The organism is Schumannella soli (genome assembly GCF_006517435.1).
Lineage (GTDB): Bacteria > Actinomycetota > Actinomycetes > Actinomycetales > Microbacteriaceae > Schumannella > Schumannella soli.
Genome location: NZ_VHQG01000002.1, coordinates 1,285,201 through 1,303,170 on the forward strand (window position 1 = coordinate 1,285,201; position 17,970 = coordinate 1,303,170).

The window sequence follows — 17,970 nt, forward strand, 5'->3', positions numbered from 1 at the left end:
GGTGAGTGTCTCGCGCACCGGCGGCGTGGCCGGCATCCGACGGGAATGGCGGATCGACGTCGACGGCGACGGTCGGGCCGACTGGATCCTGCTGCTCGACGCCTGTCCGTGGTCGACCGCGGAGTATGCGACCGAGGCTCCGGCCGGGCCCCGCGGCGCCGACCGGATGACCTGGACGATCGCCGCCGACGGCCCCGAGCAGGCGCGCCGAGCCGAGGTGCCCGAGCCCGAGCTCACGGGTCCGTGGCGCGAGCTCGTCGATCGCGTGCGGCGCGACGGAGAGCCGGTCGCGGCGCGAGGTCGCGCTCTCCCCCGCGAGGAGCGACCGATCCGGCGCCGCCCAGTGGAACCTCGAGGCGGCGCATGAGCGCGGGCGTGCGCGTCGACGCGTGGATCTGCGCGGTGCGACTCGTGAAGACGCGCTCCGCGGCGAGCACCGCCTGCAAGGCGGGTCACGTGCGAGTGAACGGCGAGCGGGCGAAGCCGGCGCAGACCGTGGTCGTCGGCGATCACGTCCGGGTGCTCACGCCGGGCGGCGAGAAGCTCGTCACGGTCGAGAAGCTCATCGTGAAGCGCGTCGGAGCGCCCCAGGCGGCCGAGTGCTACACGGACCAGACCCCGCCCCCGCCGCCGAAGGAGGAGCGCGTGGTGATCGGCATCCGCGAGCGCGGTGCTGGCCGCCCGACGAAGCGCGATCGACGCGAGCTCGACCGGCTGCAGGGGCGTCGCGAGTGACGCCCTCCGGCGGCGCGACCGGCGCGAGCGGCGCGACCGACGCGACCGGCGCGTCCAGCGGCTCGGCGGACGGCGGAGCCGCGCCGAGCATCCACGACGGCTGGTCGGCCGAGCAGATCCGCGCGGCGGAGCGCCCGCTGCTGGACGCCGGCGTGCCGCTCATGCATCAGGCGGCCTCGGCTCTCGCCGCGGTCGTGCGCGACGAGCTGTCGGAGCCGGGCGGACGGGTCGTGCTGCTGGCCGGCTCGGGGAACAACGGCGGCGACGGCCTGTTCGCGGCCGCCGAGCTCTGCCGCGACGGCGTGCCGGTCACGATCGTGCCGACCGGGTCGCGGCTGCACGACGCCGGGCTCACGGCCGCCGTCGAGGCGGGCGCCGAGCTCGATCGCTCCGCGGCCGCGCATCCCGCCCGTTTCGTCGCGACGCTCGGCCCGGCGACGCTGATCGTGGATGCGATGGTCGGCATCGGTGCCGGGGCGCCGGGCCTGCGCGGCGCCGCCCACGACGTCGCGGCCGCGCTGCTGCCCCGCGTCGTCGAGCGGGACCGGCAGCGGCTGCGGGTCATCGCGGTGGACGTTCCGAGCGGGATCGGCGTCGACGACGGCGCGGCCCCCGACGACGGCGTGCTGCTGCCCGCGACCGTGACGGTCACCTTCGGCGCGATGAAGGCGGGGCTGCTGCGCCCTCCCGCCGCCGCGCTGGCGGGCGTGGTGCGCCTGGTGGACCTGGGACTCGGCCCGCATCTGCAGGGCGTTCCGCTCGTCCGACTGCCTTGACGCGCGCGGCGACCGCGCGCGAGCCGACCGCCGGCCCGAAGCTCAGTCGCCGAGCGACTCCTCGATCACGGCGATGACCTCGGGGGCGTCCGGCTGCGTCGTCGGACGGAAGCGGTGCACGGTGTCATCGGGCGTGATGACGAACTTCTCGAAGTTCCACTTGACCTTGCCGGCCTTGCCCGCGCCGTCTTCGGTCTTCTTGAGCTCGGCGTAGAGCGGGTGCGCCGAGCGGCCGTTGACCTTGACCTTGTCGAACAGCGGGAAGGTCACGCCGTAGGTCGTGGAGCAGAACTCCTTGATCTCCTCGGTCGATCCGGGCTCCTGCCCGAGGAACTGGTTGCAGGGGAAGCCGAGCACGGTGAAGCCGCGGTCTTCGTACTTCCTCTGCAGCTCTTCGAGCTTCTCGTACTGCGGGGTGAGGCCGCAGCGCGAGGCGACGTTGACGACCAGCACGGTCTTGCCGGCGTAGTCGGCGAGGGTGGCCGTCTCGCCGTCGATCGTCTGGAGGGGGATGTCGCGCAGCTCGCTCATGGCCGCAGACTAACCCCGCGCGGGTCCGGTGCGCTGGGCGTGCGCCCGCCGCACGTCTGCTGAGCGCACGCGCGCGCATCCCGCACGACTCCCGGTGCTCGCGCCAGGATGACGGAATGCCCCTGCCCATCGAGGAGTACGCGCTCATCGGCGACGGTCGCACGGCCGCGCTGGTGGGCTCCGACGGCGGTATCGACTGGCTCTGCCTGCCGCGATTCGACTCGGCGTCGGTGTTCGGCGCCCTGCTCGGCGATGACGACCACGGCCGGTGGATTCTCGCGCCGGCCGACGCGGACGGCCGCCGCGCCGACGCCCGCGCCTACGTCGACGACACGATGGTGCTCACGACGCGCTGGGTGACCGACGACGGCGAGATCGAGGTGCTCGACGTCATGCCGAGCACGCCGAGCGGCAGCAGCACAGGAGAACATCACACCCGCATCGACGTGGTGCGCCGGGTGCGGGGCATCCGCGGCACGGTTCGGGTGCGGCAGGAGCTGCGCATCCGCTTCGACTACGCGGCCGCGCTGCCGTGGATGCGCCAGCTCGGCAGCGAGGGCGAACCGGCCCTGAGCGCGACGGCCGGCCCCGACGCCCTCGTGATCCGCGGCCCGCGCTTCGCTCCCGAGGATCACCGCCACGCAGCCGAGTTCGACGTGCGCGCCGGTGAGACGGTCGACACGGTGCTGACCTGGCATCCCGCTCATCGCACTCCCCCGCCGCCGCTCGACGTGGAGGCGGCGCTCGCGGGCACGCTCGCCGAGTGGCGCGACTGGATCGCCGACGCCGAGACGGGCGGGGTGCACGACGACGCGGTGCGCCGCTCGCTGCTGCTGCTGCGCGCGCTCACGCATCGGGACACGGGCGGCATCGTCGCGGCGGCGACCACGAGCCTGCCCGAGCAGCCCGGCGGCGCGCGCAACTGGGACTACCGCTTCGTGTGGCTGCGCGATGCGGCGCTGACGCTGCAGGCGCTCGTGGCCCGCGGCTTCCGCGACGAGGCGCACCACTGGCGCGACTGGCTGCTGCGCGCGGTCGCCGGAGACCCGGGCGACCTGCAGATCATGTACGGCCTGGCCGGCGAGCGGCGACTGCCCGAGTGGGAGGTGCCGACCCTGCCGGGGTACGACGGCGCGGCGCCGGTGCGCGTCGGCAACGCGGCGAGCGAGCAGTTCCAAGCGGATGTCGTGGGCGAGGTGATGCTCGCGCTCGAGCAGACGCGGCGTGCCGGGGTGAAGGAGGATCGCTTCTCCTGGTCGCTGCAGCAGTCGCTGCTCGGCTGGGTCGAGCAGCACCTCGACGAGCCCGACAACGGTGTCTGGGAGATCCGCGGCGAGCCTCGGTTCTTCGTGCATTCGCGCGTGCTGCTGTGGGCCGCTTTCGACGCGGCCGTGCGGGCGGTGCACGAGAGCGGGCTCGACGGTCCGGTCGAGCGCTGGGAGCGTCACCGAGACGCGCTGCGCACCGAGATCGAGGCGAAGGGCGTCGACCCGGCAACGGGCGCCTTCCGCCAGCACTACGACACGAGCGAGATGGATGCGGCGCTGCTCGTGCTGCCGCAGGTCGGCTTCGTCGCGGCCGACGACCCGCGGATGCGCGCGACCGTCGAGCTGATCGAGAAGCAGCTCATGTCCGACGGCCTGGTGCTGCGCTACCGCACGACCTCGGGTGTCGACGGTCTCGCGGGCGGGGAGAGCCCGTTCCTGGCGTGCTCGTTCTGGCTCGTGCAGGTCTACGCCGGGCAGGGCCGACTCGACGAGGCCGAGGGGCTGCTCGATCGGCTCGTCGGGCTCGCGAACGATGTCGGGATGCTGTCGGAGGAGGTCGACGCGACGACCGGAGCGCACCGCGGCAACACGCCGCAGGCGTTCTCGCACCTGAGCCTGGTGCGGGCGGCCGGCGCCGTGGCGGCCGCGCGCGCGGCGCGCTGACGTCGCAGGCGGGCGCCTCTGGCGGTGCGCTGCCGCCGCGTCAGGCCCGGAACGCCGCCGCGAACACGGCCGCCATCCGCCGGGCCGAGGGCGCGATCCAGTACTCCACGAGCCGCCGCCCGGTGACGGCGGCGCTGCGCGCGCTGACGAACCACGGCGGGGTCGGGAACAACGAGTTCTCGCCACCCGCGACGGAGCGTGGGAAGGGCCGGAAGGGCCCGCGCAGCACGGTCTTCTCGGCGCCGTCGATGAGCAGCGCGTTGTGCACCTGGCCGATCCCGCTGCCGACGTCGGCGAGGTGGTTGCCGGGGTAGGCGCCCCACGGAGCGGCCGCGGTCTGGAAGGCGACGCCGGTCCAGGCGTTGATCGCGACGGTTCCGTAACGCAGTCGCGCGACGGCCTCGTCGAAGCCGCGTCCCAGCGTCCGTTCGGTCGCCGGGTCGATCAGCAGGTTGATGCCGAGGGTGCCGGCGACGCTCCGCGTGACGTGGTCGACGGCCGCATCGAGGAAGGCGGCCGCGTCGCCCGGCAGGTCGATCACGCCGAGAACCGGGGCGAAGTACTCGGTCGTCTCGACGGGCGCCCCGACACCGGCCGCGCCGAGCTCGAGCAGCACGCGCGTGCCGTCGGGTCCGCAGCGCAGCGCGGTCGAATGCGCGCCGACAGCCGCCTGGGCGCGATCCGCGGCACCCGGATACCAGTCGGGGCGCGCCGGAGCCCGGTCGATCGCCCGCCGCAGCTCGGCGAGGAAGCGCTCGCGCTGCGGCCAGTCGCCCGAGACGATCACGAGCTGCCCCGCGATGCAGTTGGCACCCGCGTTGTGCAGCCGCATGGTGGCGACGTGCTCGGCCTGGTAGCGCAGGTCGGCGGCGCTCCAGCGCCCGGGCACGACGATGATCGGCGAGACGCCGCCGAGCTCGCTCGAGATCGGGATGCGCAGCTTCGGGTCGTTCGCGGCCTTGCGCGTGCGCCCCTCCTCGCCCGAGCCGAAGACGATCGCGTCGTGGCTCGCGGCGCTGCCGGTGATGTGCACGTGCGCGACGCGAGGATGCGCGGTGAGCCGGGCGCCGACATCCGCACCGCCCTCGACGATGCGCAGCACGTCGGCTCGGATCAGCGGCGCGAGCGCCTTCTCGAAGACGGGCGTCATCGCGGCCATGACCGGGTTCGGCTTGAGCAGGACGACGCGGTTGCCGGCCACGAGCTCACTCAGCACGTCGAGCGCCGGGATCGCGGTGATGTTGCCCGCGCCGAGCACGAGTCCGATGCCGCCGGTGTCGGTCGGATGCCGCTGCCCGAGCCCGGCGCGCGCCCGCGCCTGGCCCTCGCCGATGCCGGGCTGCAGCCACACGTCGGCCCGGAATCCGCCCAGCAGCAGCTCCTCGTCGCGGGTGCGCGGCAGCGCCCGCACCGTGACACGGCCGCCGACCGCCATGCCGAGGGTCTCGCCGTCGAGCGGGCTGCCGCCGACGGCGAGGCGGTCGAGCGAATCGGCGAGCAGCGCCGACGCCGTGAGCAGGCCATAGGGCCCGGAGAGCCACTCCTCGCCCTCGAGCTGCGAGCCGCCGGGGATGCGCTTCATGCGCGCGGCGGTGAGCGCCCACTCCTCGGCGGCGGCGGCGACCGCGGCGCGGACCTCGCGCAGCAGCGCCGCACGCGACGACAGCGAGCGCTCGGCCCAGGCGCGTTCACCGCGCTCGAGATCGGCGATCGCGGCGTCGATGACCTCGGCCGCGACGGACTCGGCGGACTGCTGCTCGGCCATGTGCGCTCTCCTTCGATCGCCTGGGTCGATCATCCCAGTCCCCTCGTCGGGGGTCGACGACGACGCGGCGGCCGCACAGCTCAAAGCGCCCGGAACGGCCAGCGCGCCCGGCACTCCCGCGGCGCTCGAGCCGCTCAGAGCGTGAGCGCCAGCTCCCGCAGCTGCTCCTCGGCGGCGGCGCGCTCGGCGTGCGCGCGCTCGCGCAGCGGCTCGAGGGTCGGCACCGTGTCGGCCAGCGTCAGCGCGCAGGTCACGACGTCCACCTGCATGCCGAGGGCGTCGCCGAGCACGAGCCGCAGCGGCGGCACCGTGTGGTCCCAGTCGGCGGTCGGCGTGCCGGCGTCGTAGACGGCGCCGCGGCTCGACACGATCACGGCCGGGCGCCCGGCGACCGGCTGCGTCGGCTCCTCGCCGAAGGTCGTCGTCGTGCCGGGCACGTGGATGTTGTCGATCCAGACCTTGAGCGTCGACGGCAGCGAGTAGTTGTACATGGGCGCGCCGACGAGCAGCACGTCGGCGGCGATGAGCTCGGCGATGAGCTCCTCCTGCAGCGCGACGGCGGCGGGGTCCGGTGCGGCGTCGGCGGGACGCAGCTCGGGCGCCCAGTGCAGGTCCGGGTCGCCGAAGTGCGGCAGCGGATCGCGGTGCAGGTCGCGCACGACGACCGTGTGGTCGTCGCCGCGCGAGGTCCAGGCGGCGACGAAGGCGTCGCTGAGAGCGCGCGACACGGATCCGGTCAGGTCGGCGGAGGAATCGAGTCGGAGCAGCTGCGGCATGACCTCACGCTAGCGGCGCGTCGCCGACCGCTCCAGGGATGCCGGCCGCACGCGCCGGCTCGGCGTAGGCGCGGGCGAGTGAGGCGACGGTGTCGTGCGCGTTGAGTCCGCTCGGGTTCGGCACGACCCAGAGTCGCGCTCCGGCGATCCCCTCGGACTGCTCGCCGGTTGCGGCCTTCGCCCGCCCGAAGCCCTGCCGATAGGCGGTCACGCCGGCGACCGCGACGACCGCTGGCCGGCGCTCGGCGACGAGGTCGGTCAGCCGTTCGGCCCCGGCACGCAGTTCGACGCGGTCGAGCTCGTCCGCGCGTGCCGTGGCGCGGTCGACGAGGTTGGCGATGCCGACGCCGGCGTCGACGATCATGGCGCGCTCGGCGTCGTCGAGCCCGGCGGCGAACTGCGGCAGCCAGGGCAGGATGCCGGCGGCGACGAGCGCCGGATAGAAGCGGTTGCCGGGATGCGCGAAGTGAGTGCGCGTCGCCGCGGTCCACAGGCCGGGGTTGATGCCGACGAACAGCAGCCTCATCCCCGGGCCGAGCAGCGGCTCGACCGTGGTGCCGCGCAGCGCGTCGAGCTCGGCGCGCGAGAACCGCGGAACCGGCCGCGGGGCGCCGGGGCCACGCGGCGCGTCCGCAGGTATCGGAGTCAGCCCTTCGCCTTCGCCGCCGCCTTCGCGGCCTTCTTGAACTCGCGCACCTTCAGCAGCGACTCCCTGTCGTGGATGTCGGCGACCGACCGCGTCGAGCCCTCCTCGCCGTAGGGCGCCGAGGCCTCGCGCCAGCCCGCCGCATCCACGCCGTACTGCTTGCCGAGCAGCGCGAGGAAGATCTTCGCCTTCTGCTCGCCGAAGCCCGGCAGGGCCTTCAGTCGCTTCAGGATCTCGGCGCCGTCCGGCTCGCCGCGCGTCCAGAGCGCGGCCGCGTCGCCGTCCCAGTCCTGCTCGAGGGCCGCGGCGAGCGCCTGCACGCGCCCGGCCATCGAGCCGGGGAAGCGGTGAACCGAGGGCGTCTGCTTGAAGACGGCGACGAGCTCCTCGGGGTCGTAGTGCGCGAGCTGCGCGGCGTCGAGGCCCCCGACGCGGTCGCGGATCTTCGCGGGCCCGGTGAAGGCGGTCTCCATGGCGATCTGCTGGTCGAGCAGCATCCCGATCAGCAGCGCGAGCGGGTCAGACGAGAGCAGCTCGTCAGCGGCGGCGTCTCCGGTGATGGTCAGCGTCGGGCTCATGCGGTCAGCCTAGGACTCGGTCGGCGCAGGTCAGAGGGCGGTCCCCGGTCGCGACGGCGATCCTGAGCGGATCTCGTAGGGTGAGCGCGTGACGTCCTCCCCCTACTCCGACGAGTTCTGGCAGTACTTCGGTCTGATGTTCGCCGTCATCTACGGCTTCGCCCTGCTGATCGGCGTGGCGGCGTGGGTGGTCACCGCGATCGCGATGATGCGCTTCTTCCACAAGGTCGGGGTCGAGGGATGGATCGCGTGGATCCCGATCTACAACCAGTGGAAGTTCCTCGAGGTCGGCGGGCACAGCGGCGCGCTCGCTCTGCTCTCGCTCGTGCCGCTGGGCTCCTATGTCGTGCTCGTGTTCCAGATCATCGGCATGTACCGCGTCGGCATCTCCTTCGGCAAGGACACCGGCTTCCTGGTGCTCGGCATCTTCCTGCCCTTCGTGTGGATGTTCCTGCTCGCGCGGCCCCAGGAGTTCTACGACCTGAACCGCCTCGCCTGGGCCGGGCAGCCGATGCCGCGCGCCGGCTACGGGGCGGTGCCGCGCTGACGCGCGCGCTCCCGATCCGGCGGGTGGAGGCGCATCCTCTCGCCCCGCTCGATCGCGCGACCTGGCCGGCGACGCTGCCGGCCGTTCGCCAGGTGCTCGACGAGGGGCTCGACCTCGGACCGGTGACGGTCGTCGTCGGTGAGAACGGGGCCGGCAAGTCGACGTTGATCGAAGCGATCGCGACCGCCTTCGGGCTGAACGCCGAGGGCGGATCGACGGGAGCGCAGAGCGCGACGCGCCGCACGGAATCGGAGCTCGGCGAGCACCTGCAGCTCGTGCGCGGCGCGGGCTCGTCGCGCAGGGGCTTCTTCCTGCGGGCCGAGACGATGCACGGCTTCTTCAGCTACCTGGAGGACGTCGGCTTCGACAGCGGGCTGCATCGCCGCAGCCACGGCGAGTCGTTCCTCGAGCTGGTGACCGAGCGCTCGCGCATCCAGGGGCTCTGGCTGCTCGACGAGCCGGAGTCGGCGCTGTCGCTGTCGAGCTGCCTCGCGCTGCTCGGCCAGCTGCGCGACCTCGTCGCCGGCGGATCCCAGGTGGTGCTCTCGACGCACTCGCCCGTGCTGGCCGCGTTCCCGGGCGCCGACATCCTCGAGGTGGGCGACTGGGGGCTGCGGCCGAGCGACTACGACGACCTCGACCTGGTGCGCACCTGGCGCGGCTTCCTCGACGCTCCCGAGCGCTACCCGCGGCACCTCGACTGAGCGCGGTGCCGCAGGTGGGCGTGAGGGCGGACCGCGCTAGTTGAGCGCTGGGGTGTCGGTGGGGATGACGCCCGAGCCGTAGAGGTCGGCAGCCAGGTCGCGCACGGCGCGGAGCGCCACGCGCTGCACGAGCGGACCGTAGGAGATGCGGGCGACGCCCAGCTCCTCGTACTCGGCGGCCGGCAGCGCGCCGGGCAGCCCGATGACGCTGAGCTTGCCGCGACCGAGGCCGGCGACGAGCTGCTCGACGTCGTCGCGGGTGACCGCGCCGGGCACGAACACGGCCGTGGCGCCCTCGTCGAGGAAGGCCTTGCCGCGGGCGATCGCGTCGGCGATGCTGTCCGCCTTGGCGCGGTCGCCGCCGCGGGCGATCGCATCCGTGCGGGCGTTGAGCTGGAAGTCGACGCCCTCAGCCTGCGCGGCGGCGATGATCGCGCGCACGCGGGCGACCGACTCGTCGAAGGCCTTGAGACGGTCTTCCACGTTCGCGCCGACGACGCCGATGCCGATCGCGCGGCGGGTGGTCTCGCCCGGGTCGCTGTAGCCGTCGTCGAGGTCGGCAGTGACCGGCAGGGAGGTGGCGGCGACGATCGGCTCGATCGCCTTCAACGCCACGTCGAGCGGCATCCCGCCGTCGTCGTAGCCGAGGCTCGCGGCGATCGAGTGGCCGGCGGTGGCGATCGCGGTCGTGCCGGGCACGTCAGCGACGACCTTCGTCGACACCGCATCCCACACGTTCACGACGCGAAGGATCGTGTCGCTCTCGTAGAGGCCGCGCAGCGTGGCGGCCTTGCTGTTCACATCGGGGCTGGCGGAGTCGGTGGCGTCATCACTCATGGGACCGACGCTAGCGAAGCGTGAGGATCGCGCGCTCGGCCGTATGGATTCCGTCAGGGCCCGTTCAGACAGGCTCCGGCGGGTGTTCTCTCGACAGCGGCGTCACCGGATGCGACGCCCGGCGCCCCGCAGGATCGCGGCCGCGCCGCCACCCCTCGAGACCAGAGAGACACCCGTGCTGGACCTCGTCTTCGTGATCGGCGTCATCGCCGTCTTCGCGCTGATCGCGCTGCTCGGCAAGGCGGTCGAGAAGCTGTGATCGTTCTCACCGTCCTCGCCGCAGTGCTCGGCGTCGCCGCCCTCGGCTACCTCGTGGTGGCCCTGCTGAAACCCGAGCGCTTCTGATGGACGCGCTCGTGCATTCCGACCTCCCGGCCTGGCTGAGCGCCGGGCTCGCCCTGCTCGTGCTCGTGGTGGTGCTGGGGCTGACCCACCGCCTCCTCGGCGACTACCTCACCCGCGTGTACACGAGCGAGAGCGACTGGCGCGTCGAACGCGGCCTCTACCGCCTGATGGGGGTGGATCCCCGCGCCGAGCAGAGCTGGCCCGCGTACCTCCGCGGCGTGCTCGCGTTCTCGCTCGTGGGCGTGCTGCTCGTCTACCTGCTGCAGCGCATCCAGCCCTGGCTGCCGTATTCGCTCGGACTCCCGGCCCCGTCGGAGCCGCTGTCGTTCAACACCGCGGTCTCGTTCGTCACGAACACGAACTGGCAGTCGTACTCCCCCGAGGTCACGCTCGGCTACACCGTGCAGCTCGCCGGCCTCGCCGTGCAGAACTTCGTCTCCGCCGCCGTCGGCATCGCCGTCGCGATCGCCCTGGTGCGCGGCTTCGCGCACCGCCGCACGGGCACGATCGGCAACTTCTGGGTCGACCTGCTGCGCGGCTGCCTGCGCGTGCTGCTGCCGATCTCGGTCGTCGGCGCCATCGTGCTCATCGCCGGCGGGGTGATCCAGAACTTCAGCGGCTTCCAGACCGCCACGACGCTCGTGGGCGGCACGCAGAGCATCCCCGGCGGGCCGGTGGCATCGCAGGAGGTCATCAAGATGCTCGGCACGAACGGCGGCGGCTTCTTCAACGCCAACTCGGCGCATCCCTTCGAGAACCCCACAGGGTGGACGAACCTGCTCGAGATCCTGCTCATGCTCGCGATCCCGGTCGCGCTGCCGCGCGTCTTCGGCCGGATGGTCGGCGACCTGCGGCAGGGCTACGCCGTTCTGGCCGCGATGGGCGTGATCTTCGTCGCGTCCTTCGGGCTGATGACCTGGGCCGAGCTCGCCGGCGGCGGGTCAGCCACGCAGGCGGCCGGCGGCGCGATGGAAGGCAAGGAGCAGCGCTTCGGCATCGTCGGGTCGACGCTGTTCTCGACCACGAGCACGGCGACCTCGACCGGCGCCGTCAACGCGATGCACGACTCCTTCACGCCCTTCGGCGGGCTCATGGCGCTGCTCAACATGATGATCGGCGAGCTCGCGCCCGGCGGCGTCGGCTCGGGCCTCTACGGCATCCTCGTGATCGCGATCATCGCCGTCTTCATCGCCGGCCTGCTGGTCGGACGCACCCCCGAGTACCTCGGCAAGAAGATCGGCGCCCGCGAGATCAAGCTCGCGAGCCTGTACATCCTCGTGACGCCGGCGCTCGTGCTCCTCGGCACGGCGCTGAGCTTCGCGATCCCCGCGATCCGGGCGGATGTGGTGTCGACCTCGATCTGGAACCCCGGCATCCACGGCTTCAGCGAGGTGCTCTACGCCTTCACCTCCGCGGCGAACAACAACGGCTCGGCGTTCGCGGGACTCACCGCGAACACCCCGTGGTTCACCACCGCCCTCGGCGTGGCGATGCTGCTCGGCCGCTTCGTGCCGATCGTGCTCGTCCTGGCGCTCGCCGGCTCGCTCGCCGCGCAGGACCGGGTGCCCGTCACCGCGGGGACCCTGCCCACCCACCGGCCGCAGTTCGTCGGCCTCCTCATCGGCGTGATCGTGATCGTCACGGCGCTGACCTACTTCCCCGTTCTCGCGCTGGGTCCCCTGGCGGAAGGGCTGAGCTGACCATGTCCACCACGATGACCTCGACACCCCGCCGCGCCGGCATCACGCCCGCGCAGCTCGCGGCCGCCGTCCCCGGCGCCCTGCGCAAGCTCGACCCGCGCCGCATGTGGCGCAGCCCCGTCATGTTCGTCGTCTGGGTCGGCGCCGCGCTCACCACCGTGATCGCGATCGCCGAGCCCTTCGTGGGCGGACCCGGTGAGTCCGGCGGCACGGTCGTGCCCGGCGGCTTCACGGTCGCGATCGCGGTCTGGCTCTGGCTGACCGTGCTGTTCGCAAACCTCGCCGAGTCGGTGGCCGAAGGCCGCGGCAAGGCGCAGGCCGACTCGCTGCGCCAGACCCGCACCAGCACGGTCGCCCATCGCCTGGCGAGCTGGGATGCGACGCAGCAGTCCGCCGAGGGCGCCCCGCTCGAGGAGGTGTCGTCGGCGGACCTCACCCTCGGCGACCACGTCGTCGTGATGGCCGGGGAGCTCGTCCCGGGCGACGGCGACATCGTGTGGGGCATCGCGAGCGTCGACGAGTCGGCGATCACCGGCGAGTCGGCTCCCGTGATCCGCGAGTCCGGCGGCGACCGCAGCGCCGTCACCGGCGGCACCCGCGTGCTCAGCGACCGCATCGTCGTGCGCGTGACCTCGAAGCCCGGCGAGACCTTCGTCGACCGGATGATCGCGCTCGTCGAAGGCGCCAGCCGGCAGAAGACGCCGAACGAGATCGCGCTCGACATCCTGCTCGCCTCGCTCTCGATCGTGTTCGTGCTGGTCGTGCTCGTGCTCAACCCGATGGCCTCGTACGCGGCGGCGCCCGCGAGCGTCGCCGTGCTGATCGCCCTGCTGGTGTGCCTGATCCCGACGACGATCGGCGCGCTGCTGTCGGCGATCGGCATCGCCGGCATGGACCGTCTCGTGCAGCGCAACGTGCTCGCGATGTCGGGCCGCGCCGTCGAGGCCGCGGGTGACGTGACGACGCTGCTGCTCGACAAGACCGGCACGATCACCTACGGCAACCGGCGCGCGACCGCCGTCGTGCCGCTCGACGGCGTGACCGAGCAGCAGCTGCTGCTCGCCGCGGCCCGCTCCTCGCTCGCCGACCCGACGCCCGAGGGCAGCTCGATCGTCGAGCTCGCCCGTGCGGCCGGGATCGACCCGGGCAGCTCGGAGCAGCTCGGCGGCGAGGCGGTCCCGTTCACGGCGCAGACCCGGATGAGCGGACTCGACCTGCCCGACGGCTCGCGCATCCGCAAGGGCGCCGCGAGCGCGGTCGTGGCCTGGATCGGCGCCGAGGGCCGGCCGCTGAGCCGGGAGACCGAGGCCGAGCTCGACCGGATCGTGCACGACATCTCGCAGTCGGGCGGGACGCCCCTGGTCGTGGCCGTCGACGAGCCCGGCAGCCGCATCCGCCCCCTCGGCGTCGTGCACCTCAAGGACGTCGTGAAAGACGGCCTGCGCGAGCGCTTCGCCGAGCTGCGCAGCATGGGCATCCGCACCGTCATGATCACGGGCGACAACCCGCTGACCGCGAAGGCGATCGCCGACGAGGCGGGCGTCGACGACTTCCTCGCCGAGGCGACGCCCGAGGAGAAGCTCGCGCTCATCCGTCGCGAGCAGGCCGGCGGCGCGATGGTCGCGATGACCGGCGACGGCACGAACGACGCCCCGGCCCTGGCCCAGGCGGATGTCGGCGTGGCCATGAACACGGGCACCTCGGCCGCGAAGGAGGCCGGCAACATGGTCGACCTCGACAGCGATCCGACGAAGCTCATCGACGTCGTGCGCATCGGCAAGCAGCTGCTGATCACCCGCGGCGCGCTGACGACGTTCTCGATCGCGAACGACATCGCGAAGTACTTCGCGATCATCCCGGCGATGTTCATGGGCGTGTTCCCGCAGCTGGCGGCGCTCAATGTCATGGGCCTGCACTCCCCCGCCTCGGCGGTGCTGTCGGCGATCGTGTTCAACGCGCTCGTGATCGTGGCGCTGATCCCGCTGGCGCTGCGCGGCGTGCGCTACCGGGCCGGATCGGCGTCGCAGATCCTCGGCCGCAACCTGCTGATCTACGGCCTCGGCGGCGTGATCGCGCCGTTCATCGGCATCTGGCTGATCGACCAGCTCGTGCGCCTGATCCCGGGATTCTGAGCCCGCGGCTCACGAGACGACAGGAGAAGAAGAGAGTCATGAACACCTCCACCCGAACCACCGCCCGCACGCTCGGCGTCGCCGTGCGCGCCATGGTGGTCTTCACCCTGCTGCTCGGCGTCGCCTACACGGCCGTCGTGACCGGCGTCGGGCAGCTGCTGATGCCGGCTCAGGCGAACGGCTCGCTCGTGCGGGCCGCCGACGGGAGCCTCACCGGCTCGACCCTGATCGGGCAGTCGTTCACGACCGCGAAGGGCGAGCCGCTCGCGCAGTGGTTCCAGTCGCGGCCGTCCGCCGCCGGCGAGACCGGCTACGACGCGGGAGCGTCCTCGGGGTCGAACCTCGGCCCGAACAGCGGCGACCTCGAGAAGGCCGTGCGCGAGCGTCGCGCCCAGATCGCCGCATTCAACCGAGTCGACCCGGCCGAGGTGCCGGTGGATGCGGTCACCGCCTCCGGCTCCGGGCTCGACCCCGACATCAGCCCGGCCTACGCCCTCCTGCAAGTCGAGCGCGTCGCCGCCGCCCGCGATCTGCCCGCGGCGACCGTGCGCGCGCTCGTCGAGAAGCACATCCAGGGCCCCGATCTCGGCTTCCTCGGGCAGTCGACGGTCGACGTGCTAGAACTCAACAGCGCGCTCGCGAAGCTGACGCGCTGATGCGGCGAGAGGACTGAGCGTGGGCAGGGGTCGGCTGCGGGTGCTGCTCGGCGCGGCGCCCGGCGTCGGCAAGACCTACACCATGCTCGAGGAGGGCCGGCGGCTCGCCGGCGAGGGCCGCGATGTCGTCGTCGCGATCGTCGAGACGCACGGCCGGGCCGCGACCGCCGCGCTCGCCGAGGGTCTCGAGACCTTGCCGCGCCGCCGAGTGGAGCACCGCGGCGTCGACCTCGACGAGATGGATCTCGACGCCGTGCTCGCGCGGCGCCCCGCGATCGCCCTGGTCGACGAGCTCGCGCACACGAACGCGCCCGGCTCGGCGCACGAGAAGCGCTGGCAGGACGTCGAGGCGATGCTCGCCGCCGGCATCGACGTGATCTCGACCGTCAACATCCAGCACATCGAATCGCTCGGCGACGTCGTGCAGCAGATCACCGGGGTGCCGCAGCGCGAGACGATCCCCGATCGGGTGCTGCGGTCGGCGGATCAGGTCGAGGTGATCGACCTCGACCCGCAGGCCCTGCGCGACCGGCTCGCCGGCGGGCGCATCTACCCGGCCGAGCGGGTGGATGCGGCGCTCGCCAACTACTTCCGGCTCGGCAATCTGACGGCCCTGCGCGAGCTGGCGCTGCTCTGGCTCGCCGACGAGGTCGACACGGCGCTGAAGTCGTACCGCGAGGCGCACGGCATCGACTCCACCTGGGAGGCCCGCGAACGCGTCGTCGTGACGCTGACCGGCGGGCCCGAGGGCGAGACGCTGCTGCGCCGCGGCGCGCGGATCGCCGCGCGCTCCTCGGGCGGCGAGCTGCTCGCGGTGCACGTGACCACGCAGGACGGCCTGCGCCAGGGCGACCCCGAAGACCTCGCTCGGCAGCGCGCGCTGGTCGAGAAGCTCGGCGGCAGCTACCACCAGGTCGTCGGCGATGACGTCCCGCGCGCGCTCGTCGACTTCGCGAAGGGGCGCAACGCGACCCAGCTCGTGATCGGCGTCAGCCGGCGCTCGCGGCTGCAGGCGTCACTGACCGGTCCCGGCATCGGAGCGACCGTCATCCGCGAATCGGGCGACATCGACGTGCACATCGTCAACCACGCCTCCGCCGGCGGCCGTGCCCGGCTGCCGCGGCTCGGCGGAGCGCTCAGCCTGCGACGGCGCGTGGTCGGATTCGCGCTCGCGCTCGTCGGCGGACCGCTGCTGACCTGGATGCTCGTGGCCCTGCGCTCCGACGACTCGATCACGAGCGATGTGCTCGCCTTCCAGCTGCTCGTCGTGATCGTCGCACTGGTCGGCGGGGTCTGGCCGGCGCTCTTCGCCGCCGTGCTGTCGGGCGTCACGCTCGACTTCTTCTTCGTGCAGCCCTTCTACACGGTCACGATCGACAAGCCGCTGCACTTCCTGGCGATCCTGCTCTACGTCGTGATCGCGATCCTGGTGAGCGTCATCGTCGACCGCGCAGCCCGGCAGACCCGCGCCGCGCTGCGCGCCGCGAGCGAAGCGGAGCTGCTCGCGACCGTCTCGGGCAGCGTGCTGCGCGGCGCGGATGCGGTGGTCGCGCTCGTCGGCCGCACGCGCGAGGCCTTCGGGCTGAGCCGGGTGCGGCTCGTCGACGGGGAGTCGGTTCTCGCCGAGGAGGGGCGAGCGGATGCGGGCGCGGCGGCGGCCGGCGCGCCGCTCACCCGGGTCGCGGTCGGCGCGCGCGCGACGCTCGAGCTCGAGGGGGCCGATCTCGCCGCCGACGAGCAGCGGCTGCTGGCGGCGATCGCCGCGCAGCTCGACGCCGCGCTCGAGCACCGGGACCTCGCCGAGGTCGCGAGCGAGGTCGCCCCGCTCGCCGCGAACAACAAGGTGCGCAGTGCCCTGCTCTCGGCGCTCAGTCACGACCTGCGGCGCCCGCTCGCGGCCGCGACCGCGGCGATCGGCGGACTCCGCACCGCGGGCGACGCGCTCAGCGCCGACGACCGGCGCGAGCTGCTGGCGACCGCCGACGAGAGCCTCGGCGTCCTCGCGCAGCTCGTGACCGACCTGCTCGACGTCAGTCGACTGCAGGCCGGGGTGCTCGCGGTGGCGACGCAGCCGGTCGACCCGGCCGACGTCATCCTGCCCGCGCTCGACGAGCTGTCGGGCGAGCTCGGCACCGGTCGCGCGGGAGAGCCCCCCGGCGACGCGACGGCACCCGCGATCCTGGGCGACAGGATCGCGCTCGACCTGGCTCCCGACCTCCCCGCGGCGGCGGCCGATCCGGTGCTGCTGCAGCGCGTGATCGTCAACCTGGTGGCCAACGCGGTACGGCACAGCCCGGCGGGAACACCGATCACGATCACGACGAGCAGTTTCGGCGACCGGGTCGAGGTGCGGGTGATCGACCGGGGTCCCGGCATCCCGCCCGAGCGGCGCGATGATGTCTTCGTGCCATTCCAGCGTCTCGGCGACACCGACAACTCCGTCGGCCTCGGCCTCGGCCTCGCGCTGTCGCGCGGCTTCGTGGAGGGGATGCGCGGCACCCTCACCCCCGAGGACACGCCCGGGGGCGGCTTGACGATGGTGGTCGCCCTGCCGATCTCGACCGACGGCGAGGCCGCGTGAAGATCCTCATCGCCGACGACGATCCGCAGATCCTGCGGGCGCTGCGCATCACCCTCGGCGCGCAGGGCTACGACGTCGTCACCGCGGGCGACGGCAAGGCCGCGATCGCCGCCGCCATCGAGCACCACCCCGATCTCGTGATGCTCGACCTCGGCATGCCCCAGCTCGACGGACTCGACGTGATCGCGGCGCTGCGCGGCTGGTCGACCGCGCCGATCCTCGTCGTCTCCGGGCGCACAGGCGCGGCCGACAAGGTGGATGCGCTCGACGCCGGCGCCGACGATTACGTCACCAAGCCGTTCTCGATCGAGGAGCTCATGGCGCGCATCCGCGCGCTGACCCGGCGTTTCGCCGCGGCGGACTCGGCGCCGGTCGTGCGCTTCGGCGACGTGACGGTCGACCTCGCGGCGCACGCCGTGACGCGCGGCGGTGGGGCGGGCGACGGAGCAGGATCGGCCTCCCCCGGAGCCCCGGTGCGCCTCACGCCGACCGAATGGCAGATGCTCGAGCTGCTCATCCGCAACCCCGGCCGGCTCGTCACCCGGCAGACCCTGCTGACCGAGATCTGGGGCTCGCAGCACGTCGCCGACACCGGCTACCTGCGGCTCTATGTGGCCCAGCTGCGCAAGAAGCTGGAGACCGATCCGTCCACTCCGCGGCACCTCCTGACCGAGTCCGGGATGGGCTATCGCCTCGTTCTGGATGAAGAGAAGACGAATTGAGACCGATT

At 72.9% G+C, this 17,970-nt stretch carries 19 protein-coding genes; 13 read left to right on the plus strand and 6 right to left on the minus strand.

Annotated elements, in window-relative coordinates:
* Position 1 precedes the first annotated feature (1 nt).
* The 3 genes from FJ657_RS17225 to FJ657_RS11650 are packed head-to-tail and all read left to right on the plus strand — an operon-like array spanning position 2 to position 1,511.
* A complete protein-coding gene (locus FJ657_RS17225) occupies positions 2 to 367 on the plus strand; it encodes a protealysin inhibitor emfourin (RefSeq protein ID WP_219995898.1) in 366 nt (121 codons plus the stop codon).
* Positions 364 to 735 (plus strand): RNA-binding S4 domain-containing protein, encoded by a 372-nt coding sequence (locus tag FJ657_RS17230; RefSeq protein ID WP_219995899.1) that lies wholly within the window; start codon positions 364 to 366, stop codon positions 733 to 735. Before FJ657_RS17225 ends, FJ657_RS17230 begins: the two co-directional genes overlap by 4 nt.
* Positions 732 to 1,511 carry an NAD(P)H-hydrate epimerase gene (locus FJ657_RS11650; protein ID WP_255447282.1) on the plus strand — a complete coding sequence of 260 codons (780 nt, stop codon included), beginning with the start codon at positions 732 to 734 and terminating at the stop codon, positions 1,509 to 1,511. Before FJ657_RS17230 ends, FJ657_RS11650 begins: the two co-directional genes overlap by 4 nt.
* Before the next feature lie 42 nt (positions 1,512 to 1,553).
* Here FJ657_RS11650 and FJ657_RS11655 read toward each other — a convergent pair whose 3' ends face one another.
* Complete coding sequence (locus FJ657_RS11655) at positions 1,554 to 2,042, minus strand: glutathione peroxidase (protein ID WP_141163775.1); 489 nt, start codon at positions 2,040 to 2,042, stop codon at positions 1,554 to 1,556.
* A 116-nt stretch (positions 2,043 to 2,158) separates the two neighbouring features.
* Here FJ657_RS11655 and FJ657_RS11660 point away from each other — a divergent pair, with 116 nt between their 5' ends.
* Positions 2,159 to 3,973, plus strand: a complete 1,815-nt coding sequence (locus tag FJ657_RS11660; protein WP_141163776.1) for a glycoside hydrolase family 15 protein — start codon at positions 2,159 to 2,161, stop codon at positions 3,971 to 3,973.
* Positions 3,974 to 4,013: 40 nt separating this feature from the next.
* On the opposite strand, the gene FJ657_RS11665 is transcribed toward FJ657_RS11660, so the two are convergent.
* The 4 genes from FJ657_RS11665 to FJ657_RS11680 form a co-directional block, all read right to left on the minus strand.
* Positions 4,014 to 5,738, minus strand: a complete 1,725-nt coding sequence (locus FJ657_RS11665; RefSeq protein WP_141163777.1) for an aldehyde dehydrogenase family protein — start codon at positions 5,736 to 5,738, stop codon at positions 4,014 to 4,016.
* A gap of 134 nt (positions 5,739 to 5,872) precedes the next feature.
* Entirely contained in the window at positions 5,873 to 6,514 is a 642-nt protein-coding gene (locus tag FJ657_RS11670; RefSeq protein ID WP_141163778.1) for an FMN-dependent NADH-azoreductase, read from the minus strand.
* Positions 6,515 to 6,518: 4 nt separating this feature from the next.
* The gene (locus FJ657_RS11675) at positions 6,519 to 7,040 is read right to left on the minus strand and encodes a mismatch-specific DNA-glycosylase (protein WP_141163779.1); all 522 of its coding nucleotides are present in this window, start codon (positions 7,038 to 7,040) and stop codon (positions 6,519 to 6,521) included.
* A gap of 119 nt (positions 7,041 to 7,159) precedes the next feature.
* Entirely contained in the window at positions 7,160 to 7,738 is a 579-nt protein-coding gene (locus tag FJ657_RS11680; RefSeq protein WP_141163780.1) for an HhH-GPD-type base excision DNA repair protein, read from the minus strand.
* An 88-nt stretch (positions 7,739 to 7,826) separates the two neighbouring features.
* On the opposite strand from FJ657_RS11680, the gene FJ657_RS17235 reads away from it, so the two are divergent.
* Together FJ657_RS17235 and FJ657_RS11685 are read left to right on the plus strand one after the other, a co-directional pair.
* Positions 7,827 to 8,285, plus strand: a complete 459-nt coding sequence (locus FJ657_RS17235) for a DUF5684 domain-containing protein (protein WP_219995900.1) — start codon at positions 7,827 to 7,829, stop codon at positions 8,283 to 8,285.
* Between the two features lie 14 nt (positions 8,286 to 8,299).
* The gene (locus FJ657_RS11685; RefSeq protein WP_219995922.1) at positions 8,300 to 8,989 is read left to right on the plus strand and encodes an AAA family ATPase; all 690 of its coding nucleotides are present in this window, start codon (positions 8,300 to 8,302) and stop codon (positions 8,987 to 8,989) included.
* Between the two features lie 36 nt (positions 8,990 to 9,025).
* On the opposite strand, the gene FJ657_RS11690 is transcribed toward FJ657_RS11685, so the two are convergent.
* Positions 9,026 to 9,826, minus strand: coding sequence for an isocitrate lyase/PEP mutase family protein (locus tag FJ657_RS11690; RefSeq protein WP_141163782.1), 801 nt, complete (start codon positions 9,824 to 9,826; stop codon positions 9,026 to 9,028).
* Between the two features lie 82 nt (positions 9,827 to 9,908).
* Here FJ657_RS11690 and FJ657_RS17090 point away from each other — a divergent pair, with 82 nt between their 5' ends.
* The 7 genes from FJ657_RS17090 to FJ657_RS11720 are packed head-to-tail and all read left to right on the plus strand — an operon-like array spanning position 9,909 to position 17,962.
* On the plus strand, positions 9,909 to 10,085 hold the full coding sequence (locus tag FJ657_RS17090; protein WP_181408970.1) for a hypothetical protein: 177 nt from the start codon (positions 9,909 to 9,911) through the stop codon (positions 10,083 to 10,085).
* A complete protein-coding gene (kdpF, locus tag FJ657_RS11695) occupies positions 10,082 to 10,171 on the plus strand; it encodes a K(+)-transporting ATPase subunit F (protein WP_141163783.1) in 90 nt (29 codons plus the stop codon). Before FJ657_RS17090 ends, kdpF begins: the two co-directional genes overlap by 4 nt.
* 35 nt (positions 10,172 to 10,206) lie before the next feature.
* A complete protein-coding gene (gene kdpA, locus FJ657_RS11700; protein WP_439653946.1) occupies positions 10,207 to 11,871 on the plus strand; it encodes a potassium-transporting ATPase subunit KdpA in 1,665 nt (554 codons plus the stop codon).
* A 2-nt stretch (positions 11,872 to 11,873) separates the two neighbouring features.
* Entirely contained in the window at positions 11,874 to 14,003 is a 2,130-nt protein-coding gene (gene kdpB / locus FJ657_RS11705; protein WP_141163785.1) for a potassium-transporting ATPase subunit KdpB, read from the plus strand.
* Positions 14,004 to 14,041: 38 nt separating this feature from the next.
* Positions 14,042 to 14,659, plus strand: coding sequence for a potassium-transporting ATPase subunit KdpC (gene kdpC, locus FJ657_RS11710; RefSeq protein ID WP_141163786.1), 618 nt, complete (start codon positions 14,042 to 14,044; stop codon positions 14,657 to 14,659).
* Between the two features lie 19 nt (positions 14,660 to 14,678).
* The gene (locus tag FJ657_RS11715) at positions 14,679 to 17,240 is read left to right on the plus strand and encodes an ATP-binding protein (protein ID WP_141163787.1); all 2,562 of its coding nucleotides are present in this window, start codon (positions 14,679 to 14,681) and stop codon (positions 17,238 to 17,240) included.
* Positions 17,237 to 17,962, plus strand: a complete 726-nt coding sequence (locus tag FJ657_RS11720) for a response regulator (protein ID WP_141163788.1) — start codon at positions 17,237 to 17,239, stop codon at positions 17,960 to 17,962. The genes FJ657_RS11715 and FJ657_RS11720 overlap by 4 nt, the downstream gene beginning before the upstream one ends.
* Positions 17,963 to 17,970: the final 8 nt, after the last annotated feature.